Origin of the sequence: Streptomyces sp. NBC_01428 (assembly GCF_036231965.1) — a bacterium.
Taxonomy (GTDB): Bacteria; Actinomycetota; Actinomycetes; order Streptomycetales; family Streptomycetaceae; genus Streptomyces.
This window is the reverse complement of the sequence record NZ_CP109499.1, coordinates 1,982,596-2,005,787: the sequence shown is the minus strand read 5'-3', so window position 1 is coordinate 2,005,787 and position 23,192 is coordinate 1,982,596. Positions and strand designations below refer to the sequence as shown.

General features: G+C 73.2%; 18 protein-coding genes and 3 pseudogenes. 13 read left to right on the top strand and 8 right to left on the bottom strand.

Going from position 1 to position 23,192, the window contains the following annotated elements; translation table 11 throughout:
- The first annotated feature begins 116 nt into the window (after nucleotides 1-116).
- The 4 genes and pseudogenes from OG406_RS08780 to OG406_RS08765 form a co-directional block, all read left to right on the top strand.
- Nucleotides 117-515, top strand: a complete 399-nt coding sequence (locus OG406_RS08780) for a 6-pyruvoyl trahydropterin synthase family protein (protein WP_266617509.1) — start codon at nucleotides 117-119, stop codon at nucleotides 513-515.
- Nucleotides 512-1,738 (top strand): glycosyltransferase family 4 protein, encoded by a 1,227-nt coding sequence (locus OG406_RS08775; RefSeq protein ID WP_382751917.1) that lies wholly within the window; start codon nucleotides 512-514, stop codon nucleotides 1,736-1,738. The genes OG406_RS08780 and OG406_RS08775 overlap by 4 nt, the downstream gene beginning before the upstream one ends.
- Nucleotides 1,735-2,682, top strand: coding sequence for a class I SAM-dependent methyltransferase (locus tag OG406_RS08770; RefSeq protein WP_164371040.1), 948 nt, complete (start codon nucleotides 1,735-1,737; stop codon nucleotides 2,680-2,682). Before OG406_RS08775 ends, OG406_RS08770 begins: the two co-directional genes overlap by 4 nt.
- A 278-nt stretch (nucleotides 2,683-2,960) precedes the next feature.
- Nucleotides 2,961-3,764 (top strand): annotated as a pseudogene (locus OG406_RS08765) (lysylphosphatidylglycerol synthase transmembrane domain-containing protein); the annotation flags it as partial.
- Between the two features lie 137 nt (nucleotides 3,765-3,901).
- On the opposite strand, the gene OG406_RS08760 reads toward OG406_RS08765, so the two are convergent.
- Complete coding sequence (locus OG406_RS08760; RefSeq protein ID WP_323178235.1) at nucleotides 3,902-4,663, bottom strand: creatininase family protein; 762 nt, start codon at nucleotides 4,661-4,663, stop codon at nucleotides 3,902-3,904.
- 39 nt (nucleotides 4,664-4,702) lie between these two features.
- Here OG406_RS08760 and ribA point away from each other — a divergent pair, with 39 nt between their 5' ends.
- The 3 genes from ribA (at nucleotide 4,703) to OG406_RS08745 (ending at nucleotide 7,779) form a co-directional block, all read left to right on the top strand.
- Nucleotides 4,703-5,410: a GTP cyclohydrolase II gene (gene ribA, locus OG406_RS08755; RefSeq protein ID WP_266617512.1), complete on the top strand. Its 708-nt coding sequence runs from the start codon at nucleotides 4,703-4,705 to the stop codon at nucleotides 5,408-5,410.
- A complete protein-coding gene (locus tag OG406_RS08750) occupies nucleotides 5,407-6,393 on the top strand; it encodes an ornithine cyclodeaminase family protein (RefSeq protein ID WP_329185124.1) in 987 nt (328 codons plus the stop codon). The genes ribA and OG406_RS08750 overlap by 4 nt, the downstream gene beginning before the upstream one ends.
- Before the next feature lie 150 nt (nucleotides 6,394-6,543).
- On the top strand, nucleotides 6,544-7,779 hold the full coding sequence (locus OG406_RS08745) for an MFS transporter (RefSeq protein WP_329185122.1): 1,236 nt from the start codon (nucleotides 6,544-6,546) through the stop codon (nucleotides 7,777-7,779).
- Nucleotides 7,780-7,792: 13 nt separating this feature from the next.
- Here the strand turns inward: OG406_RS08745 and OG406_RS08740 are convergent, their stop codons facing one another.
- The 3 genes from OG406_RS08740 to OG406_RS08730 are packed head-to-tail and all read right to left on the bottom strand — an operon-like array spanning nucleotide 7,793 to nucleotide 11,150.
- On the bottom strand, nucleotides 7,793-9,019 hold the full coding sequence (locus tag OG406_RS08740; RefSeq protein WP_329185120.1) for a serine hydrolase domain-containing protein: 1,227 nt from the start codon (nucleotides 9,017-9,019) through the stop codon (nucleotides 7,793-7,795).
- A gap of 29 nt (nucleotides 9,020-9,048) precedes the next feature.
- Complete coding sequence (locus tag OG406_RS08735) at nucleotides 9,049-10,575, bottom strand: MFS transporter (RefSeq protein ID WP_329185119.1); 1,527 nt, start codon at nucleotides 10,573-10,575, stop codon at nucleotides 9,049-9,051.
- Entirely contained in the window at nucleotides 10,572-11,150 is a 579-nt protein-coding gene (locus OG406_RS08730; RefSeq protein WP_329185116.1) for a TetR/AcrR family transcriptional regulator, read from the bottom strand. Before OG406_RS08730 ends, OG406_RS08735 begins: the two co-directional genes overlap by 4 nt.
- Nucleotides 11,151-11,279: 129 nt before the next feature.
- On the opposite strand from OG406_RS08730, the gene OG406_RS08725 reads away from it, so the two are divergent.
- On the top strand, nucleotides 11,280-11,729 hold the full coding sequence (locus tag OG406_RS08725; RefSeq protein WP_266617518.1) for a PPOX class F420-dependent oxidoreductase: 450 nt from the start codon (nucleotides 11,280-11,282) through the stop codon (nucleotides 11,727-11,729).
- Here the strand turns inward: OG406_RS08725 and OG406_RS08720 are convergent.
- Nucleotides 11,685-12,626, bottom strand: coding sequence for an NAD(P)-dependent oxidoreductase (locus tag OG406_RS08720; RefSeq protein ID WP_164370258.1), 942 nt, complete (start codon nucleotides 12,624-12,626; stop codon nucleotides 11,685-11,687). The two genes, OG406_RS08725 and OG406_RS08720, sit on opposite strands and share 45 nt — an antisense overlap.
- A 147-nt stretch (nucleotides 12,627-12,773) precedes the next feature.
- On the opposite strand from OG406_RS08720, the gene OG406_RS08715 reads away from it, so the two are divergent.
- Nucleotides 12,774-13,373, top strand: a complete 600-nt coding sequence (locus tag OG406_RS08715) for a TetR/AcrR family transcriptional regulator (protein ID WP_164370248.1) — start codon at nucleotides 12,774-12,776, stop codon at nucleotides 13,371-13,373.
- A 268-nt stretch (nucleotides 13,374-13,641) separates the two neighbouring features.
- Here the strand turns inward: OG406_RS08715 and OG406_RS08710 are convergent, their stop codons facing one another.
- Nucleotides 13,642-14,994 (bottom strand): MFS transporter, encoded by a 1,353-nt coding sequence (locus OG406_RS08710; protein ID WP_329185112.1) that lies wholly within the window; start codon nucleotides 14,992-14,994, stop codon nucleotides 13,642-13,644.
- Nucleotides 14,995-15,227: 233 nt separating this feature from the next.
- Entirely contained in the window at nucleotides 15,228-15,893 is a 666-nt protein-coding gene (locus OG406_RS08705) for a TetR family transcriptional regulator (protein WP_329185110.1), read from the bottom strand.
- A gap of 183 nt (nucleotides 15,894-16,076) precedes the next feature.
- Between OG406_RS08705 and OG406_RS08700 the strand changes: the two genes are divergently transcribed.
- Together OG406_RS08700 and OG406_RS08695 are read left to right on the top strand one after the other, a co-directional pair.
- A complete protein-coding gene (locus OG406_RS08700; protein WP_329185108.1) occupies nucleotides 16,077-16,961 on the top strand; it encodes a shikimate dehydrogenase in 885 nt (294 codons plus the stop codon).
- Nucleotides 16,962-17,049: 88 nt separating this feature from the next.
- The gene (locus OG406_RS08695) at nucleotides 17,050-18,924 is read left to right on the top strand and encodes a bifunctional sugar phosphate isomerase/epimerase/4-hydroxyphenylpyruvate dioxygenase family protein (RefSeq protein ID WP_329185106.1); all 1,875 of its coding nucleotides are present in this window, start codon (nucleotides 17,050-17,052) and stop codon (nucleotides 18,922-18,924) included.
- An 18-nt stretch (nucleotides 18,925-18,942) separates the two neighbouring features.
- On the opposite strand, the pseudogene OG406_RS08690 reads toward OG406_RS08695, so the two are convergent.
- Nucleotides 18,943-20,418, bottom strand: a pseudogene (locus OG406_RS08690) (glycoside hydrolase family 31 protein); the annotation flags it as partial.
- Nucleotides 20,419-20,462: 44 nt separating this feature from the next.
- Between OG406_RS08690 and OG406_RS08685 the strand changes: the two are divergent.
- Together OG406_RS08685 and OG406_RS08680 are read left to right on the top strand one after the other, a co-directional pair.
- Nucleotides 20,463-21,140 (top strand): annotated as a pseudogene (locus tag OG406_RS08685) (hypothetical protein); the annotation flags it as partial.
- Nucleotides 21,141-21,692: 552 nt separating this feature from the next.
- Complete coding sequence (locus OG406_RS08680) at nucleotides 21,693-23,141, top strand: hypothetical protein (protein WP_164370241.1); 1,449 nt, start codon at nucleotides 21,693-21,695, stop codon at nucleotides 23,139-23,141.
- The last annotated feature ends 51 nt before the right edge of the window (nucleotides 23,142-23,192 follow it).

Here is a 23,192-nt window from a genome sequence, read left to right as displayed (position 1 = left end):
CTCCAGCGACTCCGAAGAAAGGGCGACCGGCGGCTGAACACGGTGCGCCGGGTACCCGTACTAGAAGACGTGATCCCGGCAGAGGATCAGACGTACCGCACCTGGAGGGTCGTCCGTTGTTCAGCATCACCGTCCGCGATCACCTGATGATCGCCCACAGCTTCCGTGGCGAGGTCTTCGGACCCGCGCAGCGCCTGCACGGAGCGACGTTCCTGGTGGACGCCACCTTCCGCCGCCCCGAGCTCGACGACGACAACATCGTCGTCGACATCGGGCTCGCGACGCAGGAACTCGGCGCCGTCGTCAGCGAGTTGAACTACCGCAACCTCGACAGCGAACCGGACTTCAAGGACACCAACACCTCGACCGAGTTCCTCGCCAAGGTCATCGCGGACCGGCTCGCCGCCCGCGTCCACGCGGGCGGGCTCGGTGAGGGTGCCCGCGGCCTGACCGGCATCACCGTCACCCTCCACGAGTCGCACATCGCCTGGGCGAGTTACGAGCGTGCCCTGTGACCGACGTGATCCTCGACAAGACGACCCCACGGGCCGGACACGGCACCGTGACGCAGGGCCCCGACGGCGCCCTGAACTACGTGCCCGTGCAGCACACGGCTCTGAAGAACGCCGAGATCATCCCCATGTCCCTGCGCTCCGTGCACTTCGTCATGCCCGGCGGTGTCGACGACCCGGCGGCGCCGAGCGGCGGCAACGCCTACGACCGGCGCCTCTGCCTGGACCTGCCCGGCTTCGGCTGGCAGGTCCACCGGCACGCCGTCCCCGGCGAATGGCCCCGCCCCGGCGTCGCGGCCCGCACGGAACTCTCCCGCACCCTCGCCGACCTGCCCGACGGCACGGTCGTCCTCCTCGACGGTCTCGTCGCCTGCGGGGTCCCGGAGATCGTCGTCCCCGAGGCCGACCGGCTGCGCCTGGTCGTCCTGGTGCACCTGCCGCTCGGCGACGAGACCGGGCTCCCGCCGGCCGTCGCCGCCGACCTGGACGCCCGGGAACGCACGACGCTGCGGGCCGTGTCGGCCGTCGTCGCCACCAGCGAATGGGCCGTCCGCCGGCTCGTCGCCCACCACGGCCTCGCCCCCGACCGCGTCCACGTCGCCGCCCCCGGCGCCGACATCGCGCCGCTCGCCTCCGGCACGGACGGTGTCTCCCGGCTGCTGTGCGTCGCCGCGGTCACCCCCCGCAAGGGCCAGCACCGGCTCGTCGAAGCCCTGGCGACCGTCACCGACCTGCCCTGGAGCTGTGTCTGCGTCGGCGGACTCGCCCAGGACCCGGCCTACGTCGCCCACCTGCGGTCCCTCATCGCGCAGTACGGCCTCGGCGACCGTCTCCACCTGGCGGGCCCGCAGGCCGGAGCCGAACTCGACGCCAGTTACGCCGCCGCCGACCTCATGGTCCTCACCTCGTACGCCGAGACGTACGGCATGGCCGTCACCGAGGCGCTGGCGCGCGGCATTCCGGTGCTCGCCACCGACGTCGGCGGGCTTCCCGAGGCGGTCGGCCGCGCACCCGACGGCGGGGTGCCCGGCATCCTCGTGCCGCCGGAGGACCCGGGGGCGCTCGCCGCCGAACTGCGCGGCTGGTTCGGTGAGGCCGACGTGCGCCGCCGGCTGAAGGCCGCCGCCCGCGGACGCCGTGCCGCGCTCGACGGCTGGGCGACCACCGCGCGCAGCCTGGCCGGAGTGCTCGGCCGGCTGCCCGACGCACCCCGGAGGGCCGCATGAGTGCCCCGACGACGTCCACGGGCGGGCCGGATTCCGGCACGCCCGAGGAGCCCGAGCAGAAGGTGAGGACGGGCGTGCCCGGTCAGCGAGGGGCTGAGTCCGACGCCGACGAGGTGCCGCGCTACGCGCCGCAGTGGCTCCGGCTGCGGGAACCCGCCGACGCCGCCGCCCGCGCGGCCGACCTGCTCGACCCGCTGCGCGTCCGGCTGGCCAACCGTCCGGTGCGCGGCGGCGACCTGGTGATCCACGACCTGGGCTGCGGCACCGGCTCCATGGGCCGCTGGCTGGCCCCGCGGCTCGACGGCGCCCAGCACTGGATCCTGCACGACCGGGACCCCTACCTGCTGCACTTCGCCACCGTGGGTGCGCCCCGCGCGGCGGCCGACGGCAGCCACGTCGGCGTCACCACCCAGCGGGGCGACATCGGCCGGCTGACCGCCGACGCCCTCGCCGGAGCGTCCCTGGTGACCGCCTCGGCGCTGCTCGACGTGCTCACCGGCGAGGAGATCGACCGGCTCGCGGCGGCCTGCGCCGGCGCCGGCGTGCCCGCCCTGCTGACCCTGTCCGTCGTCGGCCGCGTCGAACTGTCCCCGGCCGACCCGCTGGACGCCGAGATCGGCGAGGCGTTCAACGCCCACCAGCGGCGCGGCGAGAGGCTCGGCCCCGAGGCCGTCACGGCCGCCTGCGAGGCCTTCGGCCGGTACGGCGCGACGGTGCGCGCGCATCCGAGCCCCTGGCGGCTCGGCCCCGACCAGGCCGAACTGACCGCGGAGTGGCTGCGCGGCTGGGTCGGCGCGGCCGTCGAGGAGCGCCCCGACCTCGCGGAACGCGCCGCGTCCTACCTGAGCGCCCGCCTGGAGGCGTGCGCCGCAGGGGAGTTGAGCGTGCTCGTGCACCACAGCGACGTCCTGGCACTGCCCCGGGGCACCAGGGGTGCGGCGTGAGTGCCGGCCTGGAGACGGTGACCGCGACCGGGCCCGCCCTACCGGCGACCTCGCTCCCTGTGGGCGCGGTTGGCGTGAACGGCGTGGCGGCGAACCCGGCCGGCGGGCCGCACGCGCCGACGGCCGGGCCGGCCCGCACGACCGTGTCCGACGCGGCCTCCGCGTCGGCGGGCACCGCGGCGCCGGTGAGCGGCCCCGGGCCGACGTCCGCCGAGGGGCCCGCGGACGAGGCCGCCGATCCCGGCTCCGGGCCGCGCGGCCGAGGCGTCGTCCGCCGGATGCGCAAGCACCTCGGCACGGTCGCCGGTGTCCTCATCCTCGGTGTGCTCCTCTGGCGACTGGGTACAGGGGTGTTCCTCGACGGGTTGCGACGGATCGACGGGACGACGCTCTTGGCGGCGATCGGGATCGGGCTGCTCACCACGGCGTTCAGCGCCTGGCGGTGGTGCCTCGTCGCGCGCGAACTGCGCATCCGGCTCCCCCTCGGCGCGGCCGTCGCGGACTACTACCGCGCGCTGTTCCTGAACGCCGCACTGCCCGGCGGCGTCCTCGGCGACGTGCACCGGGCCGTACGGCACGGACAGAGCGCCGGCGACATCGGCCGGGGCGTCCGCGCGGTGGTCATCGAACGCACCGCGGGACAGGCCGTGTTGATCGCCGTCGGCGCGGTGGTGCTGCTCACCCAGCCCTCACCGGTGCTCACCCAGTCCCGGGAGTCCGCCCTGCTGCTCGCCGTGGTCTCGGTGTGCGGCGTGGTGACCGTGGGCGCCGTCCGCAAGGGCCGTGCCCCGGCGTCCGCCACCCGGTACGGCGCCGTCCGTGCCGCTCTCACCGAGGCGCGCGGTGCCCTGCTGGCCCGGCGCAGCTGGCCCGGCGTGACACTGTCGTCGGTTCTGGTGCTCGCCGGACACCTCGCGATGTTCGTGCTGGCGGCCCGCGCGGCCGGGTCCGACGCGTCCGTCACCCGCCTGCTGCCGCTGGCCCTGCTGGCCCTGCTCGCCATGGGGCTGCCGCTGAACATCGGCGGCTGGGGCCCCCGCGAGGGCGTCACCGCCTGGGCGTTCGGTGCCGCCGGACTCGGTGCCGGCATGGGCCTCACCGTCGCCGTGATCTACGGCGTGCTGAGCTTCGCGGCGAGCCTGCCCGGCGCCGTGGTCCTGGTCGTCCGGTGGGGAGCCGCGCTGCGGCGCCCCCACGAGGAGAACGCGGAAGGGCGTGATCAGTGCAGCGACTCGGACGTCACCAGAGCGAAGTACGCGCCGAAGGCCTCGGCCAGCCCGGCCAGGAGCGCCCTGCCCTTCTCGGCGGACGCCATCGACGGACGGCCGATGACCCCGGACTCGGTATAGGCCGACATGCCGAGCGTGAGCAGATGCCGACGGTCGTCGGCGACGAAATCGGAGGCCTCATAACCGTCTTTGACGCATTCCGGATGAGCGTGCAGGAGAATGGACGTCTCGATTTCTCCCGCGTGCATGTCGCTGAGCAACGACGTCTGCACACCCGCCTGTTCGCAGGCGCCCTCCCAGTCCTCCGCGGCGGGGAAAAGCGCCATACGCGTACCGGTGCCCGCGGATTCCTGCACGACATTCCCCAGCACGTAATTCCCGCCGTGGCCGTTGACCACCACCAGGGTGTCGACGCCCGAGCGCCGCAACGACGCGGCGATGTCGCGGACCACCGCGTACAGGGTGACCGCGGAGATGCTCACCGTGCCCGGCCAGGCGGCGTGCTCGTGCGAGCAGGAGATCGTCACCGGGGGAAGGAGCTGCACCGGGTAGGCGGCCGCGATCTCCCGCGCGACGGCGCAGGCGACGAGCGTGTCCGTCGTCAACGGCAAATGGGCCCCGTGCTGTTCGAGACTGCCGACGGGAAGAACGGCGACCTGACGGGGGACACCGGCCCCCCGTGCGCGGACATCCTCCGTGGTGTCCAGCGGCAGTACACCCGACACCGTCGAGCGCGTTCCCGAACCACTCATGTTTTCACGGCCCTTTCGACTCTGCTTAGGAACCAGATCATGACAGATAACTTTGGCGTACTCGGCGGGAATGCCCACCTCACAGGTGTCGAACGAGTCGTGATTGCCCCCCTGCCCACCGAATACGGTGATTTCCAGGCCGTCGGCTACCTCGACCACGACCGGGGCGAGGAACAAGTCGTCCTCGTCTACGGCGACTTGGACGCCGTACGGGAAGGGGATGTGCTCACCCGGCTGCATTCGGAATGCCTGACCGGTGACGCGTTCGGATCGCAGCACTGCGAGTGCGGGCCCCAACTCGCCGCCGCGCTGCGGGCGATCGTGGCCGAGGGGCGCGGTGTCCTCGTCTACCTGCGGGGCCACGAGGGCCGGGGCATCGGGCTGCTCGCCAAGCTGAAGGCGATGAAGCTCCAGTCGGAGGGACTCGACACCGTGGAGGCCAACCTCGCCCTCGGCCTGCCGGTGGACGCCCGCGACTACGGGGTGGCGGCGCAGATGCTGCACGACCTCGGCGTCCGGTCCGTGCGGCTGCTGTCCAACAACCCGCGCAAGCGCGAGTCGCTGGTGCGGCACGGCATCAGGGTCGCCGAGCAGGTGCCGCTGCTGATTCCGCCGTGCGAGGACAACCTCACCTACCTGCTGACCAAGCGGGAGCGCCTCGACCACTACCTCCCGCACCTCGACGGCGACGAATGGGCGAAGGCGATCTTTTGCGGGTCGGCGAAAACGGTCATCACTGAGGAATGACACACGACGACCCCGGACCGCTGTTCCTCTCGCGCGAGCGGGTGACCGCACTGCTGGACACCGACGCGGCGATCGCCTCGCAGCGCGCGGCCTTCACCGCGCTCGGTGACGGCACCGCGGAACTGCCCGGCAAGATCATGCATCCCAGCCGCTTCGACGACAGCGTGGTCTTCGCCTACCTGGCGCGGCTGTCCGCGGACACCGGGGCGGTCGCCAAGATCGGCAGCGTCAACCCGGCCAACGCGGCGGCCGGGCTGCCCACCGTCCACGCGGTGGTCACCGTGCTCGACCCGGACACCGGGCAGGTCGTCGCCGTCCTGGACGGCACGGCGGTGACCACGCTGCGCACCGCCGCGGCCAGTGCCGTCGCCTTCGACGTCCTGGCCCGCCCCGACAGCACGGAGCTGGGCCTCATCGGCTCCGGAACCCAGGCCCTGGCCCACGCACGGGCCGTCGCCCGGGTGCGCGACCTGCGGTCCGTACGCGTCTGGAGCCCGGATCCCGGTCGCCGTGCCGGGGCGGCGGCCCGCCTCACCGCCGAACTCGGGGTGCCGGTCGAGGCGGTCGGCTCGGCCGAGGAGGCCGTCACGGGCCTTCCGATGGTCGCCGCCTGCACCCTCAGCGCCACCCCGGTCGTCCGGGGCGCCTGGCTGACCCCCGGCTGCACGGTCGTCAGTGTCGGTTCCTTCGAACCCGGCCGCAGCGAGGTCGACGCGGAGGTGCTCCGCCGGGCCGCGGCGGTCGTCGTCGACGATCCGGCGACGGCGGCCGAACACGCCGGACCGGTGGTGGACGCCCTGCGCGAGGGGCGCCTGACCGTCGGCGACCTGGTCCCGCTCGGCGCCGTCCTCACCGGCCGCCACCCCGGCCGCACCGGCCCCGAGGACATCGTCTTCCACAACAGCACGGGCCTCGGGATCCAGGACGCCGCGGCGGCGTGGGCGGTGGTGCGCGCCGCCGCGGCGGCGGAGCCGGAGGCCTGACAGGGCGGCGCGCCGCCCCAGGCCGCGGGCCCCGGTCCGGGGCCCGCCACCCGTCCTCGCCTCCCTCGGCCGACCTCGTATGATCGCCCGGCACGGGGAGTCGATCGACGGAGCCGGGCCGTGTCCCGGCGTCGTCGGTGAGGGAGGACGATGAAGACCGCGGCGCGCCCGCCGACGACCCGGACGGCGCCGCTGCGTAGCGCCGCCTTCCGCCGGTTCGTCCTCGCCAACCTGATCTCGGCGACGGGGACGGCGATGGCGCCGCTCGCCCTCGCCTACGCGGTGATCGGGGAGGGCGGCGGGGCCGGCTCGCTCGGCCTGGTGCTCGCCACGAACACGGTGCCCACCGTCGCCTTCCTGCTCGCCGGCGGGGTCCTCGCGGACCGGATGTCCCGCAGCCGGATCCTGGTGGCGGGCAACGTCGTCGCGGCGGCCGCCCAAGGCGCCCTCGCCGTCGTCGTGCTGAGCGGCGCGGCCTCGACCCTCTCGATCGCCGCCTGCGGATTCCTCTCGGGCGTCGCCATGGCGTTCACCGTGCCCGCCGGACAGGGCGTGGTGAACCAACTGGTCGCGGCCGAGTACCTGCAGCAGGCCAACGCGCTGGTCAGGCTGCCGAGCAACGCGGTACGGGTGCTCGGCCCGGTGGTGGGCGGAATCGTCGTCGCGCTCTGCGGACCCGGATGGGCACTGGCCTGGGACGCCCTCACGTTCCTGATCGCGGCGCTGCTGCTGCACGGGCTGCGCCTGGAGAGACCCGTCACCGTGCACAGCGCCCTGAGCGATCTGCGCGCGGGCTGGGCAGGGTTCCGCTCCCGGACCTGGCTGTGGACGTACACCGTGGCCGGCATGATCGTGGTCGCCGCCTGGCTGGCCGGCTTCCAGCTGCTCGGGCCCCTTCTCGCGGCGGAGCTGTACTCCGGCGCCGGCTCCTGGGGCCTCGTGCAAGGGGCCTTCGCACTCGGCCTGTTGGCGGGCGCGCTGGTCTGCCTGTGGTGGAAGCCGTACCGGCTGCTCGTCGTCGCCGTGAGCACCGCCTCGCTGCTCTTCCTGCCGTTGACAGCGATGGGGCTCGGACTGCCCCTGCCCGCCGTGCTGGTCGCGGCCCTGCTCGCCGGCATCGGCCTGGACGTCGCCATCGTCGCCTGGACGACCGCGTTCCAACTGCACATACCTGAGCAGGAGTTGGGGCGGGCAGGCTCCTTCAACAGCGTCGGCGAGCGCCTCGCGATCCCGCTCGGCTATCTGCTCGCCGCCCTCGCCGCGGGCACCTGGTCCGACCGGGACGTCCTCCTCGTGTGCGCGGGGGTCATCGTGGCGACCACGGTGGTCAACCTCTGCGTACGGGACGTGTACCGCGTCAACCGGGCGGTACGGCAGCCCGGTTGACGTCGCCCGCCGGTCAGCCCTGGAGCGCCTCGTGCACCAGGCGCTTGAGCTCGGGGTAGACCGAGTGGGAGGCGGTCGGGCGCAGCTGGCTCAGGAACTGCACCGTGAGGTCGTTGCGCGGGTCGACCCAGAAGGTGGTGGTGGCGACGCCGCTCCAGCCGAACGCGCCCTCGCTGGAGGGGGACCGGGTCAGGTCCGGGTCCACCACGACCGAGACGCCGAGGCCGAAGCCGAGGCCCGCGTTGCCCGGCTCCTGGTGGAAGGGGGCGCCGACGGTACGGCGGTCGGCGTTGCCCGGCAGGTGGTTGGCCGCCATCATGTCCACGGTCCCGGGGCGCAGCAGCCGGACCCCGTCGAGTTCGCCGCGCCGGCGGAGCATCTCCGCGAAGCGGTGGTAGTCGTGGGCGCTCGCGACCATCCCGCCGCTGCCGGAGAGGAAGCGGGGCCGGCCGCGCAGCGGGAGCCCGGCGACGGGCCGGATGCCGCCCTCCCTGTCCTCCCCGTACAACTCGCCCAGTCGGGGCTCCTGTTCGGGTGAGACGTGGAAGCCGGCGTCCGTCATGCCCAGCGGCCCGAAGATCCGCTCGTGGAGGAAGGTGTCGAGGTCCTGGCCGGACACCACCTCGATGACGCGGCCGAGGACGTTCGTGGCGACGGAGTAGTTCCATCGGGTGCCGGGCTCGAACTGCAGGGGCAGCCCCGCGTACACCTCGCACGTCCGGGCCAGGTCGGCGCCCGGTGCCACGGAGGACTCCACACCGGCGTCCCGGTACAGCGCGTCGACGGGGTGCGCGTGGTAGAAGCCGAAGGTCAGCCCGGCGGTGTGGGTGAGCAGGTGCCGGATCAGGATGGGCTGTTCGGCGGCCCGTGTGACCGTCCCGGACCCCGAACCGCTGACGTAGACCCGTGGTTCGGCGAAGGCCGGGAGATGGTCGGACAGCCGGTCGTCGAGTCCGAGGCGTCCCTCCTCGACCAGCGTCAGCGCGGCGACCGAGGTCACCGGCTTGGTCATGGAGTACATCCGCCACAGCGTGTCGGTCTCCACCGGGAGTCCGGCCTCGCGGTCACGCCGTCCGTACGTGGTGAGGTGGGCGACCTTCCCGTGCCGGGAGACGCAGACCAGATAGCCGGGCAGGTGGCCGTCGTCGACCATGTGGGTGAAGTGCTGGTCGAGTCGGGCCAGCGCCTTGGTGTCGAGGCCGACCGATCTCGGTTCGACTTCCTGTCGCAGATGTCCCATGGCTCTCCTCCGGGCCGCGCCTGTCTCGTTCATGGTCCCGTACGGGCCGGAGCCGCGTCGGCCGGGCTCCGGTGAGCGGTGCTCACGGTGTTCTTGTGCCCAGGAAGCCGCAGTGCGAGCAGGGTGCCCGCCGTGCAGATCGCCGCCAGCGTGACGAGGGGGAGGCCGACGGAGCCGGGGGTCACGGTCAGCAGCGTGGCCGCGGCGGCGATGCCGAGGACGGGGCCGATGTTCATCGCCGTCTGCTGCAGGCCGCCCGCCACACCGGCCGATCCCGCGGACGCCTGCCGGACGACGACCGCGGTCGCGGTGACCATCACGGTGGCGAATCCGGCGCCCAGCAGCAGGAAGCCCGCCCCGACGGTCACGGCGGTCGACGCCGCGTCGAGCCGGGACAGGAGCAGGACACCGCAGGTGAGAAGGAGCGTTCCGGCCAGTGTGGTCGCGCGGGCGCCGAACCTGCGCAGGAGGACGGCGGCGACGGGGGCACCGAGCACCATCATGACGCCGCCCGGCAGGGCCCGTAGACCGGTCTCCAGCGGGTCGAGCCCCAGGGTTCGCTGGAGGAAGGAACTGGCGGTGAACAGGGTGCCGAACATGGCGGCGGACGCGGCGACCAGGATGCCGAGCGCGGCCGCCACGGTCGCCGAGCCGAGTACGTCGAGGGGCACCAACGGGCTCGGGGCACGCCGTTCCCTGCGCACGAACGCGGCACCGGCGAGAGCCGTCACGGTCAGTCCGAACGCGGTCGCCGCCGTCCAGCCGGAGTCGGGGATCCCGACCAGGGTGTGGACCAGCGCGACCAGCGCCACCGTCAGAAGGACGGCCCCCGGTACGTCGAGGGGGCCGGACGCGGCCGGGGCGCCGGTCTTCGCACCCGCACCTGCTTCCGCAGCCGCACCCGCACTCGCTCCCGCCTCCGGACCCGAGTTCACCGCCCCGCCCGCCTCCGTGGCGGCCGGCGGCCGGACCGTGAGCGCCAGCACGCCGAGCACCAGCGCGGGAAGGACGTTGAGGGTGAAGACGGCCCGCCATCCGAACTGGCTGACCAGCGCGCCGCCGAGGAGGGGCCCGGAGGCCGCGGCGACACCGATGGCGCTGGTCCGCAGCGCGATGGGCATCGCGAGCCGGTCGGGCGGATACGCGGCGCGCAGCATCCCGAGGGTGGCCGGCTGCAGCAGCGCCCCGAACACGCCCTGCGCCACCCGGAGCGCGATCACCCAGCCGAGTCCGGGAGCGAGGCCGATCCCCGCCGACGCCACGCCGAAGCCCAGAACGCCCAGACCGAAGACCCGTTGATGGCCGTGGCGGTCCCCGAGCCGTCCCGCGAACACCAACAGCCCGGCCACCGCGATGAGGTACCCGGTGCTGGTCCACTGGACCCGGGCGAACGAGGCGTGCAGATCGCGCTGGAGGGTGGGCTGGGCGACGGTGAGGACCGTGCCGTCGAGCGCGACGATCACGGCACCGACGACACTGCTCGCCAGGGTGACCCGGCGGTGCGCCGCCGGGGTCGCCGTACGGTGGGCCCCCTTCACGGAGCGGACCGTGCTCACCGCTCCTCCGGTCCGAGGTGCGCGTCGAGCGCCGCCCACAACAGGGGTGCGAACTCGGCTGCTCCGGTGCTGAGTTGGAGACTGCCCCACCCCCACAACTGGGCGATGCCGTGCAGGTTCGCCCACAGGGTGCCCGCGACGGTCGGGGCGTCGGCCTCGGGGCGCACCCGGCCGACGAGGCCGACGAGCACCCCGAACAGCGGAAGGCTCGTCTCCCGCAGCCCCAACCGGTTGCTCTCCAGCAGGTCGTGACGGAACATCAGCTCGTACATGCCGCGCCGGGACAGGGCGAAGTCCAGATAGACCGTGGCGAGCGCCGTGAGCCGGGCCCGCGGGTCGGCCGAGTCGTCGTCCACCGCCGCGGCCCGCGCCTGGAGTTCGCCGAACCCGCGCTGCGCGATGGCGGACAGCAGTTCCAGGTGGGTCGGGAAGTAGCGGCGCGGGGCGCCGTGCGAGACCCCCGCCCTGCGGGCGATCTCCCGCAGGGTCAGCGCCTGCGCGCCCTCCGCTGTCACGAGGTCGACGCCCACGTCGATCAGACGCGCCCTCAGCCCACCGGTCTCCGGATCACTCATAGACACTGTCTACCAGGAGTGGGTAGACAGTGTCTACCGGTCGTGGCGCGCGTGATCGGGGAACGGCCGGACGGGTGATGCGGGTCCGTGGGCGGAATGGGACGTCCGGCTCCGGGTGTTGCCACGCACATGACTGCTGAAGAGAAACGGGACGGGGCGCAGGACGAGCTGCTCGAACTGCTCTCCGCGTACAAGGGCGGCGTGCTCGTCACGCTCAAGAAGGACGGCCGGCCCCAGCTGTCCAACGTCAGCCACGTCTACTACCCCGATGAGGGGGTCATCCGCGTCTCCCTCACCGACGACCGGGCCAAGACGCGCAACCTCCGCCGGGACCCCCGGGCCTCGTACCACGTGACCAGCGACGACCGCTGGGCGTACACCGTGGTCGAGGGCACCGCCGAACTGACGCCCGTCGCCGCCGACCCGAACGACGAGACGGTCGAGGAACTGATCCGCCTCTACCGCGACGTCCTCGGCGAACACTCCGACTGGGACGACTATCGCGCGGCCATGGTCCGCGACCGCCGCCTCGTCCTACGCCTGCACGTCGAGCGGGCCTACGGAATCCCCGCCCGCTGACCGCGCGGCGTCGCCCCGTGCCGGAACCGCTTCCGTGCGGTGCTCGATCGCCCGCAGCACCGCGACCATGTCCAGGTCCCCGTGACCGAGCGCCACGGTCTCGGCGAACAGGGCGTGACAGGCGTCCAGCAGGGGCGAGGCCAGGCCGGTGAGTCTGGCCGCCCGCGCGATCAACTCGTTGTTCTTCAGGACGTCCTGGACGGCGGCCTGCACCCCGAAGTCCCCGTCCAGCAGCTTCGGGGCCTTCATCCGGGAGACGCCGCTGGCCATCGGGCCCGCGTCCAGGACGTCGAGGAACAGACCCCGGTCCAGGCCCTGTCGGTCCGCGAAGTGGAACGCCTCGGTCAGGCCGGTCACCAGGGTGATCAGGAACAGGTTCACCGACAGCTTCATCAGCAGGGCGTTCGGCACCGCCCCGCACGGGAACGTCTCCTGGCACAGGGGTGCGAGCAGGGGGCGTACGGCCTCGACCGTCATCGGGTCACCGGCGAGCATCGCCACCAGCCGCCCGGCCTCGGCCGGAACGCGCGAGCCCGAGACCGGGGCCTCGGCGTACCGCCCGCCGGCGGCGCGGATGTCGGCGTCGAGGCCGCGCGAGTACTCCGGTGACGTCGTGCCCATGTGGACCACGGTGCGTCCGGCGACACGCGACGCGAACCCGCTCGTACCGCGGCCGAGGACCACGTCGACGGCGTCCTCGTCGGCCAGCACGAGAAGGACCGTGTCCGCCCGCTCGAAGACCTCGGCCGGGCCGGCCGCCACCTGTGCCCCCTCGGCGCGCAGGGGTTCGGCCCGGGAGGCCGTGCGGTTCCACACGACGAGGGGGACACCCGCACGCACCAGGTTGAGCGCCATCGGCGTGCCCATCACGCCGAGACCGATGAAACCGACGTACACCAGGAACCGCCTCTCCGGCCGGAGCGCGGGCCCGTCCGCGGGCCGTCGCCTCCACCACCGCCTATGACAGCGGTCATAGTAGACGGCTTCATGACAGCCGTCATAGTGGATAGGGTGCGACAGGTCGGTCGGCACGGGAGGTCGGTAATGGCGCAACCCGAACGCGGGCCGCGCGAGCGCATGGTGTTCAGCGCGGCGCAGCTCGTCCGGCGCGACGGGGTGACCGCGACGGGGATGCGGGACGTGGCCGAGCACGCGGGCGCACCCCGTGGCTCGCTCCAGCACTACTTCCCCGGCGGCAAGGAGCAGTTGGTCAACGAGGCCGTGGACTGGGCCGGCCGCTATGCGGGCAACCGGGTCGCCCGCTTCCTCGCGGCGCTGCCGGAGCCGACGCCCTCCGGGCTGTTCGCGGCGATGGTGGGGCAGTGGACCGAGGAGCTCCGGGCGACGGGCTTCGTCTCGGGGTGTCCGGTCGCGGCGGCCACCGTCGACTGCGCCGAGTCCGCCGACGCGACCAGGGCCGCCGCAGCCGCCGCCTTCGCGCGCTGGACCCGTCCGGTCGCCGAGGCCCTCGCCGGGATGGGCGTCCCCGGCGAACGCGCCGAACCGCTCGCCACCGTGATGATCAGCGCGCTGGAGGGCGCGCTGCTCATCGCCCGGGCCGAACGCGACGTACGCGCCCTGACCGCCGTGACCCGCGAACTGGGGCCCCTGCTCGACGCGGCACGCGGGGGAGTGGCCCCCTGACGCCCGATCACCGGACGTCCCCGGGGGCAGGCGGCATCGGTGGTGTGCGGCTCCGCTGTTCCCGCCCGCGACGGGCACTCCGCGCACACCGGCCGCCCCTGAACCCGGCCGGGGTGCGCGGAGCCCCTCTCCAGGGTGCCGCAGACCAGAGCGTCGCGGGTGCTCTGATCGTCGGTCAATACCTGATGTTGCCTCAAGTGGCTTGCTGTGAAGGGCCGGTGAACGTGCCTGTGCCGTCGGGGCGGTCGGGGCGGTCGGGGCCGTCGGATCAGGCGGCGACCGTGGTCCGCCGGACCGCCTCGTCCCGCGGCCCCTCGCCGAGGTGCTCGGTCGGCACCTTGTGCGTCTCGCGGGCGGTGAGCACGGCGATCACCGGCGGGACGCACAGGGCCGCGGTGAACAGGGCCACCGCCGACCAGTCGTCGCCGTCCGGACCCGCGATCCGCGCCGCGAACGTGACGGCGAACCCCGCGACCGCGAAGCCGATCTGCGTGCCGATGGCCATGCCGGACAGCCGGACCCGGGTGGAGAACATCTCGCCGTAGAACGACGGCCAGACACCGTTCGCCGCGCTGTAGACGACGCCGAACGCGAGGATGCCGAACAGCATGACCAGGGCGTACGAGCCGGTGGAGATCGCCCACAGGTAGGCGGTCATCAGGACGGCGCTGCCGGCGGCGCCGATCAGGTACACCGGACGGCGGCCGATGCGGTCCGAGAGCGTGGCCCAGGCGGGAATCGCGCCGAGCGCGACCACGTTGGCCAGCGCGCCCACCCACAGCATCTGCGTCCGGGACAGGCCGACGGCGTCACTGGTGCCGTAGGCCAGTGCCCACACGGTGAAGATCGTGCTGACCGACGCGATCAGCGCACCGGCGATCACCCGCAGCACGTCCGCCCAGTGGTCGCGGAAGAGCACGCCGAGCGGCAGCTTCACGACGCCCTCCGTCGCGGCCTGCTGCGTGAAGGCCGGGGTCTCCTGGAGCGTGCGGCGGATGACGTAGCCGACCACGGCGACCGCGACGCTCGCCCAGAAGGGCACGCGCCAGCCCCACGAGAGCAACTGGTCCTCGGGCAGCGCGGCGATCGGCAGGAAGACGAGGGTCGCCAGGAGCTGGCCGCCCTGGGTGCCGCTGAGGGTGAAGCTGGTGAAGAAGCCGCGCCGGCCCGGCGGCGCGTGTTCCAGCGTCATCGAGTTGGCGCTGGCCTGCTCGCCGGCCGCCGAGATGCCCTGGAGGACGCGGCACAGGACGAGCAGCACCGGAGCGAGGCCGCCGACCTGGTCGCGCGTCGGCAGGCAGCCGATCAGGAACGTCGAGAGCCCCATCAGGATCAGCGTGAAGACCATGATCTTCTTGCGGCCGACGCGGTCGCCGAAGTGGCCGAGGAACAGCGCGCCGACGGGCCGGGCCGCGTAGGCCACCCCGAAGGTGGCGAGCGAGAGGAGGGTCGCGTCGGCCGGGTCCGAGTCGTCGAAGAAGACCTTCGGGAAGATCAGGGCCGCGGCGCTGCCGTAGATGAAGAAGTCGTAGTACTCCAGGGCGCTGCCGATCCAGGCGGCCGTCGCGGCCTTCTTCGGCTGGCCCGGTGGCGCGGTGAGCGGGGTGGCGGGATCGGACACGGCTGCTCCTTCGGGGAACTCCGGGGACGGGAGTGCGGCGGTGCCAGGGGAGTGGTGCCGGGACCCTGGGGGTGTACGGGTCGGCCGTGCCGGGAGCGGGATCGTGTGGCGCCTGCTGTTCCGGCTAATTAACCCACTGGATAGTTAGTAGCGACTGGCTACGGATGGTGCGCCGACGTTTCCCGGGTGTCAAGGGGTCGTGCCGAAGGATCTCCCCGCGCTCGGCGGGCCGTTCAGCCGGCCGTGCGGTCCGCGGTGAGATAGGCGATGACCATGTCGCCGAGCATCGCCCGGTAGCGGTCCCGCTGGTCGGCGGCGACCAGGTCGCGGCCGAACAGGGCGCCGAACGTATGCCGGTTGGAGACCCGGAAGAAGCAGAAGGAACTGATCATCGCGTGCAGGTCCACGGCGTCGACGTCGGCCGTGAACAGCCCCGACGCGCGGCCGGTCGCCAGGATCCGGCCGATCACGTCGAGTGCGGGCGAGCCGATGCTGCCCAACTCGTCCGAGGCGACGATGTGTTCGGCCTCGTGGATGTTCTCGATGCTCACCAGGCGGATGAAGTCGGGGTGCGCCTCGTGGTGGTCGAAGGTCAGCTCGGCGAGTCTGCGGATGGCCGCGACCGGGTCGAGATGCTCGACGTCCAGCTTCTGTTCGGCCTGCCGGATGACCGTGTACGCCCGCTCCAGGACCGCCGTGAAGAGCTGTTCCTTGCCGCCGAAGTAGTAGTAGATCATCCGCTTCGTGGTGCTGGTGCGGGCGGCGATCTCGTCGACCCGGGCGCCCGCGAAGCCGGCACGGGAGAACTCCTGGGTCGCCACGTCAAGAATCTCGGCCCGGGTGCGGGCGGCGTCGCGGATGCGGCCGCCGGGTCGTGCCGGTTCTTCGACGCTGGTCATCGGGTTCCTTCGGGCGAGACGGTCGGTGCCCGCGATTCTAGAAGCAGGGTGCGGCGGAGCGGGCGCGCGCGGTCCCCTCCCGCCGCCTCCCTTCCCATCGGGCGGACGCCTTGATATGACTAACGAACCAGTTCGTACATTAACCCTGTCGTCAGCGTCAGTCGTCCTCGCCGGAGGCCCGCCGTGTCCCAGACCTCGTACCTCGTCGGCCTGATCGGCTCGGGGATCGGTCCCTCGCTCAGCCCGGTGCTGCACGAACACGAGGCCGACCGGCTGGGACTGCGCTGTCTGTACCGGCTGATCGACCTCGACACGCTCGGCGTCGCCCCCGAGGCGGTCGGCGACCTCGTCCGCGCGGCACGCGACGTCGGCTTCGACGGGCTGAACATCACGCACCCCTGCAAGCAGCTCGTCATCGGCCACCTCGACGACCTCACCCCGCAGGCGGCGGCCCTCGGCGCGGTCAACACCGTGGTCTTCGAGGACGGCCGGGCGATCGGCCACAACACGGACGTCACCGGCTTCGCGGCGTCCTTCGCCCGCGGCCTGCCCGACGTGTCCCTGGAGCGGGTCGTCCAGCTGGGCGCGGGCGGCGCGGGCGCCGCCGTCGCCCACGCGGTGCTCACCCTCGGCGCGGGTCACGTCACCGTCGTCGACGCGCTGCCCGACCGGGCCGCCCGGCTCGCCGCCGCCCTGCGCCGGCACTTCGGCACCGGCCGGGCCGCCGCCGCGGCACCGGACGCGCTCGCCGGGCTGCTCGCCCGTGCCGACGGCGTCGTGCACGCCACGCCCACCGGTATGGCCGCGCACCCCGGACTCCCTTTCCCGGCGCGGCTGCTGCGTCCCGGGCTGTGGGTGGCGGAGGTGGTCTACCGGCCGCTGGAGACCGAGTTGGTGCGGGCCGCCCGTGCCGCCGGCTGCGCGGTCCTCGACGGAGGCGGCATGGCCGCCTTCCAGGCCGCGGACGCCTTCCGGCTCTTCACCGGACGTGAGCCCGACCCGGCCCGGATGCTCGCGGACATCGCCGAGCCGGCGGGCTCCCCGGTGCCCGCGGCGGAGAACGCGTGACGGCGGACCGCACCGCGCCGGCCCCGACCGCTCCGGCCGGTCCCCGGCCCCCGTCACCCCGACTGCCCCGGCTACGGAAGGAAGCAGCGTGCGTACGTCCATCGCCACCGTGTCCCTCAGCGGTTCGCTGACCGAGAAGCTCACCGCCGCCGCCCGCGCGGGTTTCGACGGTGTGGAGATCTTCGAGAACGACCTGCTCGCGAGCCCCCTCACCCCCGAGGAGATCCGGGACCGCACCGCCGACCTCGGCCTGACCATCGATCTGTACCAGCCGATGCGTGACGTCGAGGCCCTTCCGGAGGCGGCGTTCGCGCGCTCGCTGCGCCGGGCCCGCCACAAGTTCGCTCTCATGCGACGTCTCGGCGCCGACACCGTGCTCGTGTGCTCCAGCGTCTCGCCCCTCGCCGTCGACGACGACGCGCTCGCGGCGGAACAACTGCACCGACTGGCCCGCCTCGCCGAGGACTTCGGCGTCCGGGTGGCCTACGAGGCGCTCGCCTGGGGGCGGCACGTGAACACGTACGACCATGCCTGGACCGTCGTCGAGGCTGCCGGCCATCCGGCCCTCGGCACCTGTCTGGACAGTTTCCACATCCTGGCGCGCGGCTCCGACCCCAAGGGGATCGAGGACATCCCCGGGGACCGGATCTTCTTCCTGCAACTGGCCGACGCCCCGTTGATGGCGATGGACGTCCTCCAGTGGAGCCGCCACTACCGCTGCTTCCCCGGGCAGGGCGGCTTCGACCTCTCCGGTCTGCTGGCGCACGTCCTGCGCGCCGGATACCGGGGCCCGTTGTCGCTGGAGGTGTTCAACGACGTGTTCCGGCAGGCCGCCGCGGGGCCGACCGCCGTCGACGCCCGGCGTTCCCTCCTCGTCCTCCAGGAACGGACGCGGCCGGTCCTCCCCGCCGGGATGGCCCTCGCCGCGCCGCCCGCCCCCGTCGTGCCGACCGGTGTCGCCTTCGCCGAACTCGTCACCCCCGACGTCGTCCCCGTCGCCGGCCTCCTCGGCGCGCTCGGCTTCACCCGCACCGCCCGGCACCGGGGCAAGCCGGTGGACCTGTGGCAGCAGGGCGGGGCCCGCGTCCTGGTCAACACCGGTCCGGCCGCCTCGCGAGACGGCACGGCCCTCGCCGCGATCGGCCTGGAGTCGCCCGACCCGGCCGCCGCGGCCCGTCGCGCCGAGGCACTCCTCGCGCCCGTGCTGCCGCGCCGCCGGGCTCTCGACGACGCCGCGCTCGACGCCGTGGCAGCGCCCGACGGAACGGAGGTCTTCTTCTGCGCCCCCACCGGATCCCCGGCCCCGTCCGGCCCGCCGGCGGCCTCCACCGGTCCCGAACTCCGCCGGTGGACGGACGACTTCGAGCCGGTCGGCACCGGCGCACCGGCCGCGCGCCCGGCCGGCCCTGGGTCCGTGAGCCGGATCGACCACCTCGCACTCACCCAGCCCTGGCACCAGTTCGACGAGGCCGCGCTGTTCCACCGCGGTGTGCTCGGCCTGACCGGCCAGGAGAGCGTGGACGTCGCCGACCCCTACGGCCTGCACCGCAGCCGCGCCGTCACCAACGCCGACGGGAGTGTCCGGATCGCCCTCGGTGTCGGCCCCGCCCCGACGGACGACGGAGCCCGCGTCCAGCACATCGCCCTCGCCACCGACGACGTGGCGGAAGCCGCCCGGCGCTTCCGCGCGTCCGGCGGCCGACTGCTGCCCATCCCCGCCAACTACCACGACGACCTGGCCGCCCGGCACGACCTCGACGCGGAGGAACTCGCCGTCCTGCGCGACCTCGGCATCCTCTACGACCGCGACGCCCACGGGGAGTTCAGGCACTGCTACACGGAGACGATCGGCCGCGTCTTCTTCGAACTCGTCCAGCGCGACGGCGGATACCGCGGATACGGAGCGCAGAACGCCCCGGTGCGCCTCGCCGCGCAGCACGCGACGGGACGCCCGGGGCGCTGACCCGCCTTCCTACCGGACCAGACGCAGGGTGAACCCCCGGTCCAGCGTCAGACGGGGTGTGCTCACCGTGGTCACCCCGGTGCCGCTGTCGTACGACCACGACGTGCGGGGCAGCGGGTGTCCGTCGAGGAGTACCCGCCGGGGCGCCGGCTCGCCGTGCACGGTGAAGCGGTACGCGCGGGACGCCGGCTTGTCCTGGTAACTCCCCCTGCTCGCGCCGACGTCGACGGTCGTCGCGGTCCGTCGGGCGGCGACCGTGACGCGCTGGGTCGCCGAGGCTCCCTCGGCGAAGTGCCGGGTCACGCCGTCGTCCTCGTACAGCGTGTAACCGCTGTCGCCCTTCGGGTACAGGTCCCAGTCCAGTTCGTTCCGGTCACGGGTCTTCCAACTCGTCGTGCCCTTGGGCCACATGGGGACGATCGAGCCGCCCTTCACGAAGAGGGGCAGGGTGTCGAGCGGTGCGTGGTAGCCGTCGACGGTGGTCGGGCCCCGGTACGTGCGGCCCGTCCAGTAGTCCGTCCAGGTGCCCTTCGGCAGATAGATGCCGTCCCGGGTGTCGGAGTCCTTGTAGACGGGAGCGACCAGGAAGTCGGAGCCCGCGAGGAACTCGTACCTGGCGTCCGCTCCCAGGGTCTTCGGGTCGTCCGGATACTCCAGCCAGAGCGGGCGTACGGCGCCGACGCCCGACGTCGCGGCCTCGGCGGACAGTGTGTACATGTAGGGGAGCAGGCGCTCCTTGAGCTGGAGGTACTTGCGGTTGATGGAGGTGTACGGCTCCCCGTCGAGCCAGGGCTGCTGGTCGGCCGGCTTGCCCGTCGTGATGTCCGAGGCCCAGCCGTCCATGGTCATGACGGCCGGCAGGAAGGCCTTCCACTGGAGGTCCCGGGCGTACATCTTCGGGTCGTGGCCGTAGATGGAGCCCACGTCACCGGTGTTGTACGCGATGCCCGACAGGGTGGCCCCGGCGTACGTGGGGATCTGCCAGCGGATGTAGTCCCAGGACAGTTTCTGGTCGCCGCTCCACAGGACGCCGCAGCGCTGGGCGCCCGCCCAGGACACCGGCAGCCAGACGAAGCCGCGGGCGTCGCTGTTGTCCTCGATCCCGGCCTTCGCCCGGTCGCAGGCGTCGAGCGCGAAGCCGTAGCCGTTGCCCACCCAGGCCACGTCGAGCTTCGCCACCCGCTGCCCGGCCTTGACCTGGTCGGCGAGTTTGTCGATGCCGTCCTGGGTCCACAGCCCGAGCTGGGCGTCGTGCTCGTTCAGGCCCTTGGCGGTCCGGTCGAGATCCTCGTAGCCGCAGCCGTAGCCGTCGTTGACGAGCATCCAGCCGAGCGGCATGTCGTGCTCGGTGTAGCCGTCGGCGACCTTCAGGGCGTCGAGGGTGTGCCGCTCGCCGCGGTTGGCGTTGTGCAGGTAGCAGTCGGAGTCGCCGGGTTCGAGGCCGTACACCGGTGGCATGAACGGTTTGCCCACCAGGGCCGTGTACGAGCCGATGCGCTCGACAGGTAGAAGGGCTGCGAGTTGTTGTAACCGCCCTCGTTCCAGTCGAAGTTGTTCGCGTCGACAAGGCGGTGCTGGCCTGCCTGCGCGCCGCCGACGCCCACCCCGAGGACCCCACGCCGTGGATCTTCCTCGTCTCGGTCGCGCGCCTCTACCCGTCCGGCGTGCGCCGCAGGGAACTCGGCCGCTGGTGGGACGAGTTGCACGGACGGGACCCGTACAGCATGGAGGGGCACCTGCAGATCCTGCACTACTACTCCTCGCGCTGGCACGGCACCCACGGCCTGATGTACGACTTCGCGCGGGACGCGGCGGGCGTCGCGCCGGCCGGCTGCGCGCTGCCCGTGCTGGTGCAGTACGCCCGCGTCGAGGAGTACCGCTCCGTCCTCGACGCGGCCGGCGGCCGACGGGACGCCGTCGTCGGTATGGGCCGGCACTGGAGTCATGACGCCGCCGTCAACGACGTACGGCGCACCTGGCAGCGCTGGCTCGGCGCGCGCCCGGAGGGGCCGCCGGCGCCGGTGGAGCTGCGCGACCTCAACTACCTCGCCCACGCGGCCTGTTACGCCGACACGGCGGACACCGCGGGCGTCGCGGCCGACGTGTTCCGGATCATCGGGCGGCGCGCCACCCGGACGCCGTGGTCCGCCACCGGCGACGCGGAGAAGGAGTTCGTGCGCTGGGGCAGACGCTCCGCCCGCGGAGAGGCGCGCTGAACGGCTCGGGCCGTCCACCGTGCCGCCGGACGCCGAACCAGCCGTGCGGGTGGGCGAGTTCGGTGCGGACAGGCGGTGGCCGGGCAGGGCGTTCAGCTGTCCGGTGCAGGGTGCGGCCCGGGCGTCCGTGATGTGGACCGGTCCTTGTCCATGCCCGCCCCCTCCTGCCAAGATCCGTGTCCATGACAGCCGCTACGGGAATCAGGTGCACGTCCGTCGTGCTCGTCGCCCGTCGCCATGTCGACCAGTGCCGGCAGTCCAGCGCGCTCTGTCGCTGACGTAGCCGTCCCTCCCGGCCGCAAAGCCCCCCCGAGCGGGATCTCACCGTTCCGGCGGGCCTGCCGCCGCACCGACGCCGTCCCGTCGTCCCCGACCCGAACCGATCGTCCCTGACCCGCGTCCCGTGCGGGGCGTTCCGCCGTGCCCCGCGCCCGGCCGGCCCGCTCGGGACGACGTCCCGGTGCCCGGGGGCGAACCGTCCCGGCGTCCGCCCGCCCGCCGGTGGTCCACACCGGGCGGCGCACGTCCTCCTCACCCGAAAGGGACCCCGTCATGCCGCGTTCCCCGTTGTTCCCGCGCGCCGCCGTGCTCGGAGCCGCGTGCCTGCTCGCGCTGGTGACCGCCGCGCCGACGGCCGGGGCCGCCCCGGCCTTCGGCCCGCTGCCGCCGCACAACCCCTACACCGGGCCCCAGGGCACCGCGACCATGCACGGCGACACCGGCTCCTCCGACGCCACCCCGCTCCCCGGTCCGGGCACCGGTTCCCTCACGTCCCGGCGCGTCGCCCTCCAGTCCGCCTGCCCCACCGTCCTCGTGGGCTCCGACGGCTATCCGGTCGCCCTGTGCACCCCCATTCTCGGGCAGGTCCCCACCGTCCACCTGCTCGATCCCGGGACCGGCGCATCGCTCGCCGAACTCCCGATCGCCAAGGGCTCGTTGCTGGGCGGCGTCTACGCCTACCTCGACGACCAGGACCAGTTGGTCGCGGTGGACGGCGACCGAACCCTGCTGCGGATCGCCCACCGTCGGACCGCCTCGGGCGGCTGGGAGCTGTACGTCGCCCGATCGCTCTCGCTCCGGCAGGCCGTGCCCGACGGGGACGCGGTCACCGGCCTCTCCCCGGACTGGCAGGGCCGCGTCTGGTTCGCCACCGGCGGCGGTGTGGTCGGCACCGCCGACGACCGCACGGGCGCCGTCCACGCGCTGTCGCTGCCGGAGGGTGAACGCGTCGACAACTCGATCTCGACCGCCCCGGCCGGAGCCGCCGTCGCCACCACCCACGCCACCTATCTGCTGACCGCCGCCGAGGACGGGACTCCGGGCGTCGCCTGGCGCCGGCCGTACGACCGCGGGCCCGCGCGCAAGCCCGGCCAGCTCAGCCGCGGCACCGGCTCCACCCCCACCTTCTTCGGCCCCCGGACCGGCACCGACTACGTCACCGTCGTCGACAACGCGGCACCCACCGAGAACCTGCTCGTCTACCGGACCGACACCGGCGCCCAGGTCTGCTCCGTGCCCGTCCTGAAGGCGGGCGGCAGCGGAAGCGAGAACTCGCCCATCGGCACCGGCAGTTCGGTCTTCGTGGCCAGTACGTACGGCTACCCCTACCCGGCGCTGCCCGACGACGCCGGCACCTCCAGCCCGGCCTCCGCCGACTTCAAGGGCGGACTCAGCCGGGTCGACGTCCGCGCCGACGAGTCGGGCTGCGACCTGAAGTGGGACAACACCGTCCGCTCGTCGGCCGTTCCCCGGCTGTCGACCGCGGACGGACTCATCCACACGATCGTCCGCACCCCGGTCGTCCCGTTCACGAACACGACGTCGATCCTCGACTCGTTCTCCTACGCCGAGATCGACCCGGCGACCGGCAGGACCGTCCGCACCCGCTACCTCGGCACCAGCTCCCTGTTCGACACCCTCCAGATGGTCGGCTCGATCGCGCCGGGCGGGGTGATCTACCAGGGCACCGTCACCGGCGTCGTGCGCATCGCCAACGGCTGACGCCGAAGAGGCTCCCGGGCCGCCCGGACGGGCGGACCGAGAGCCTCTTCG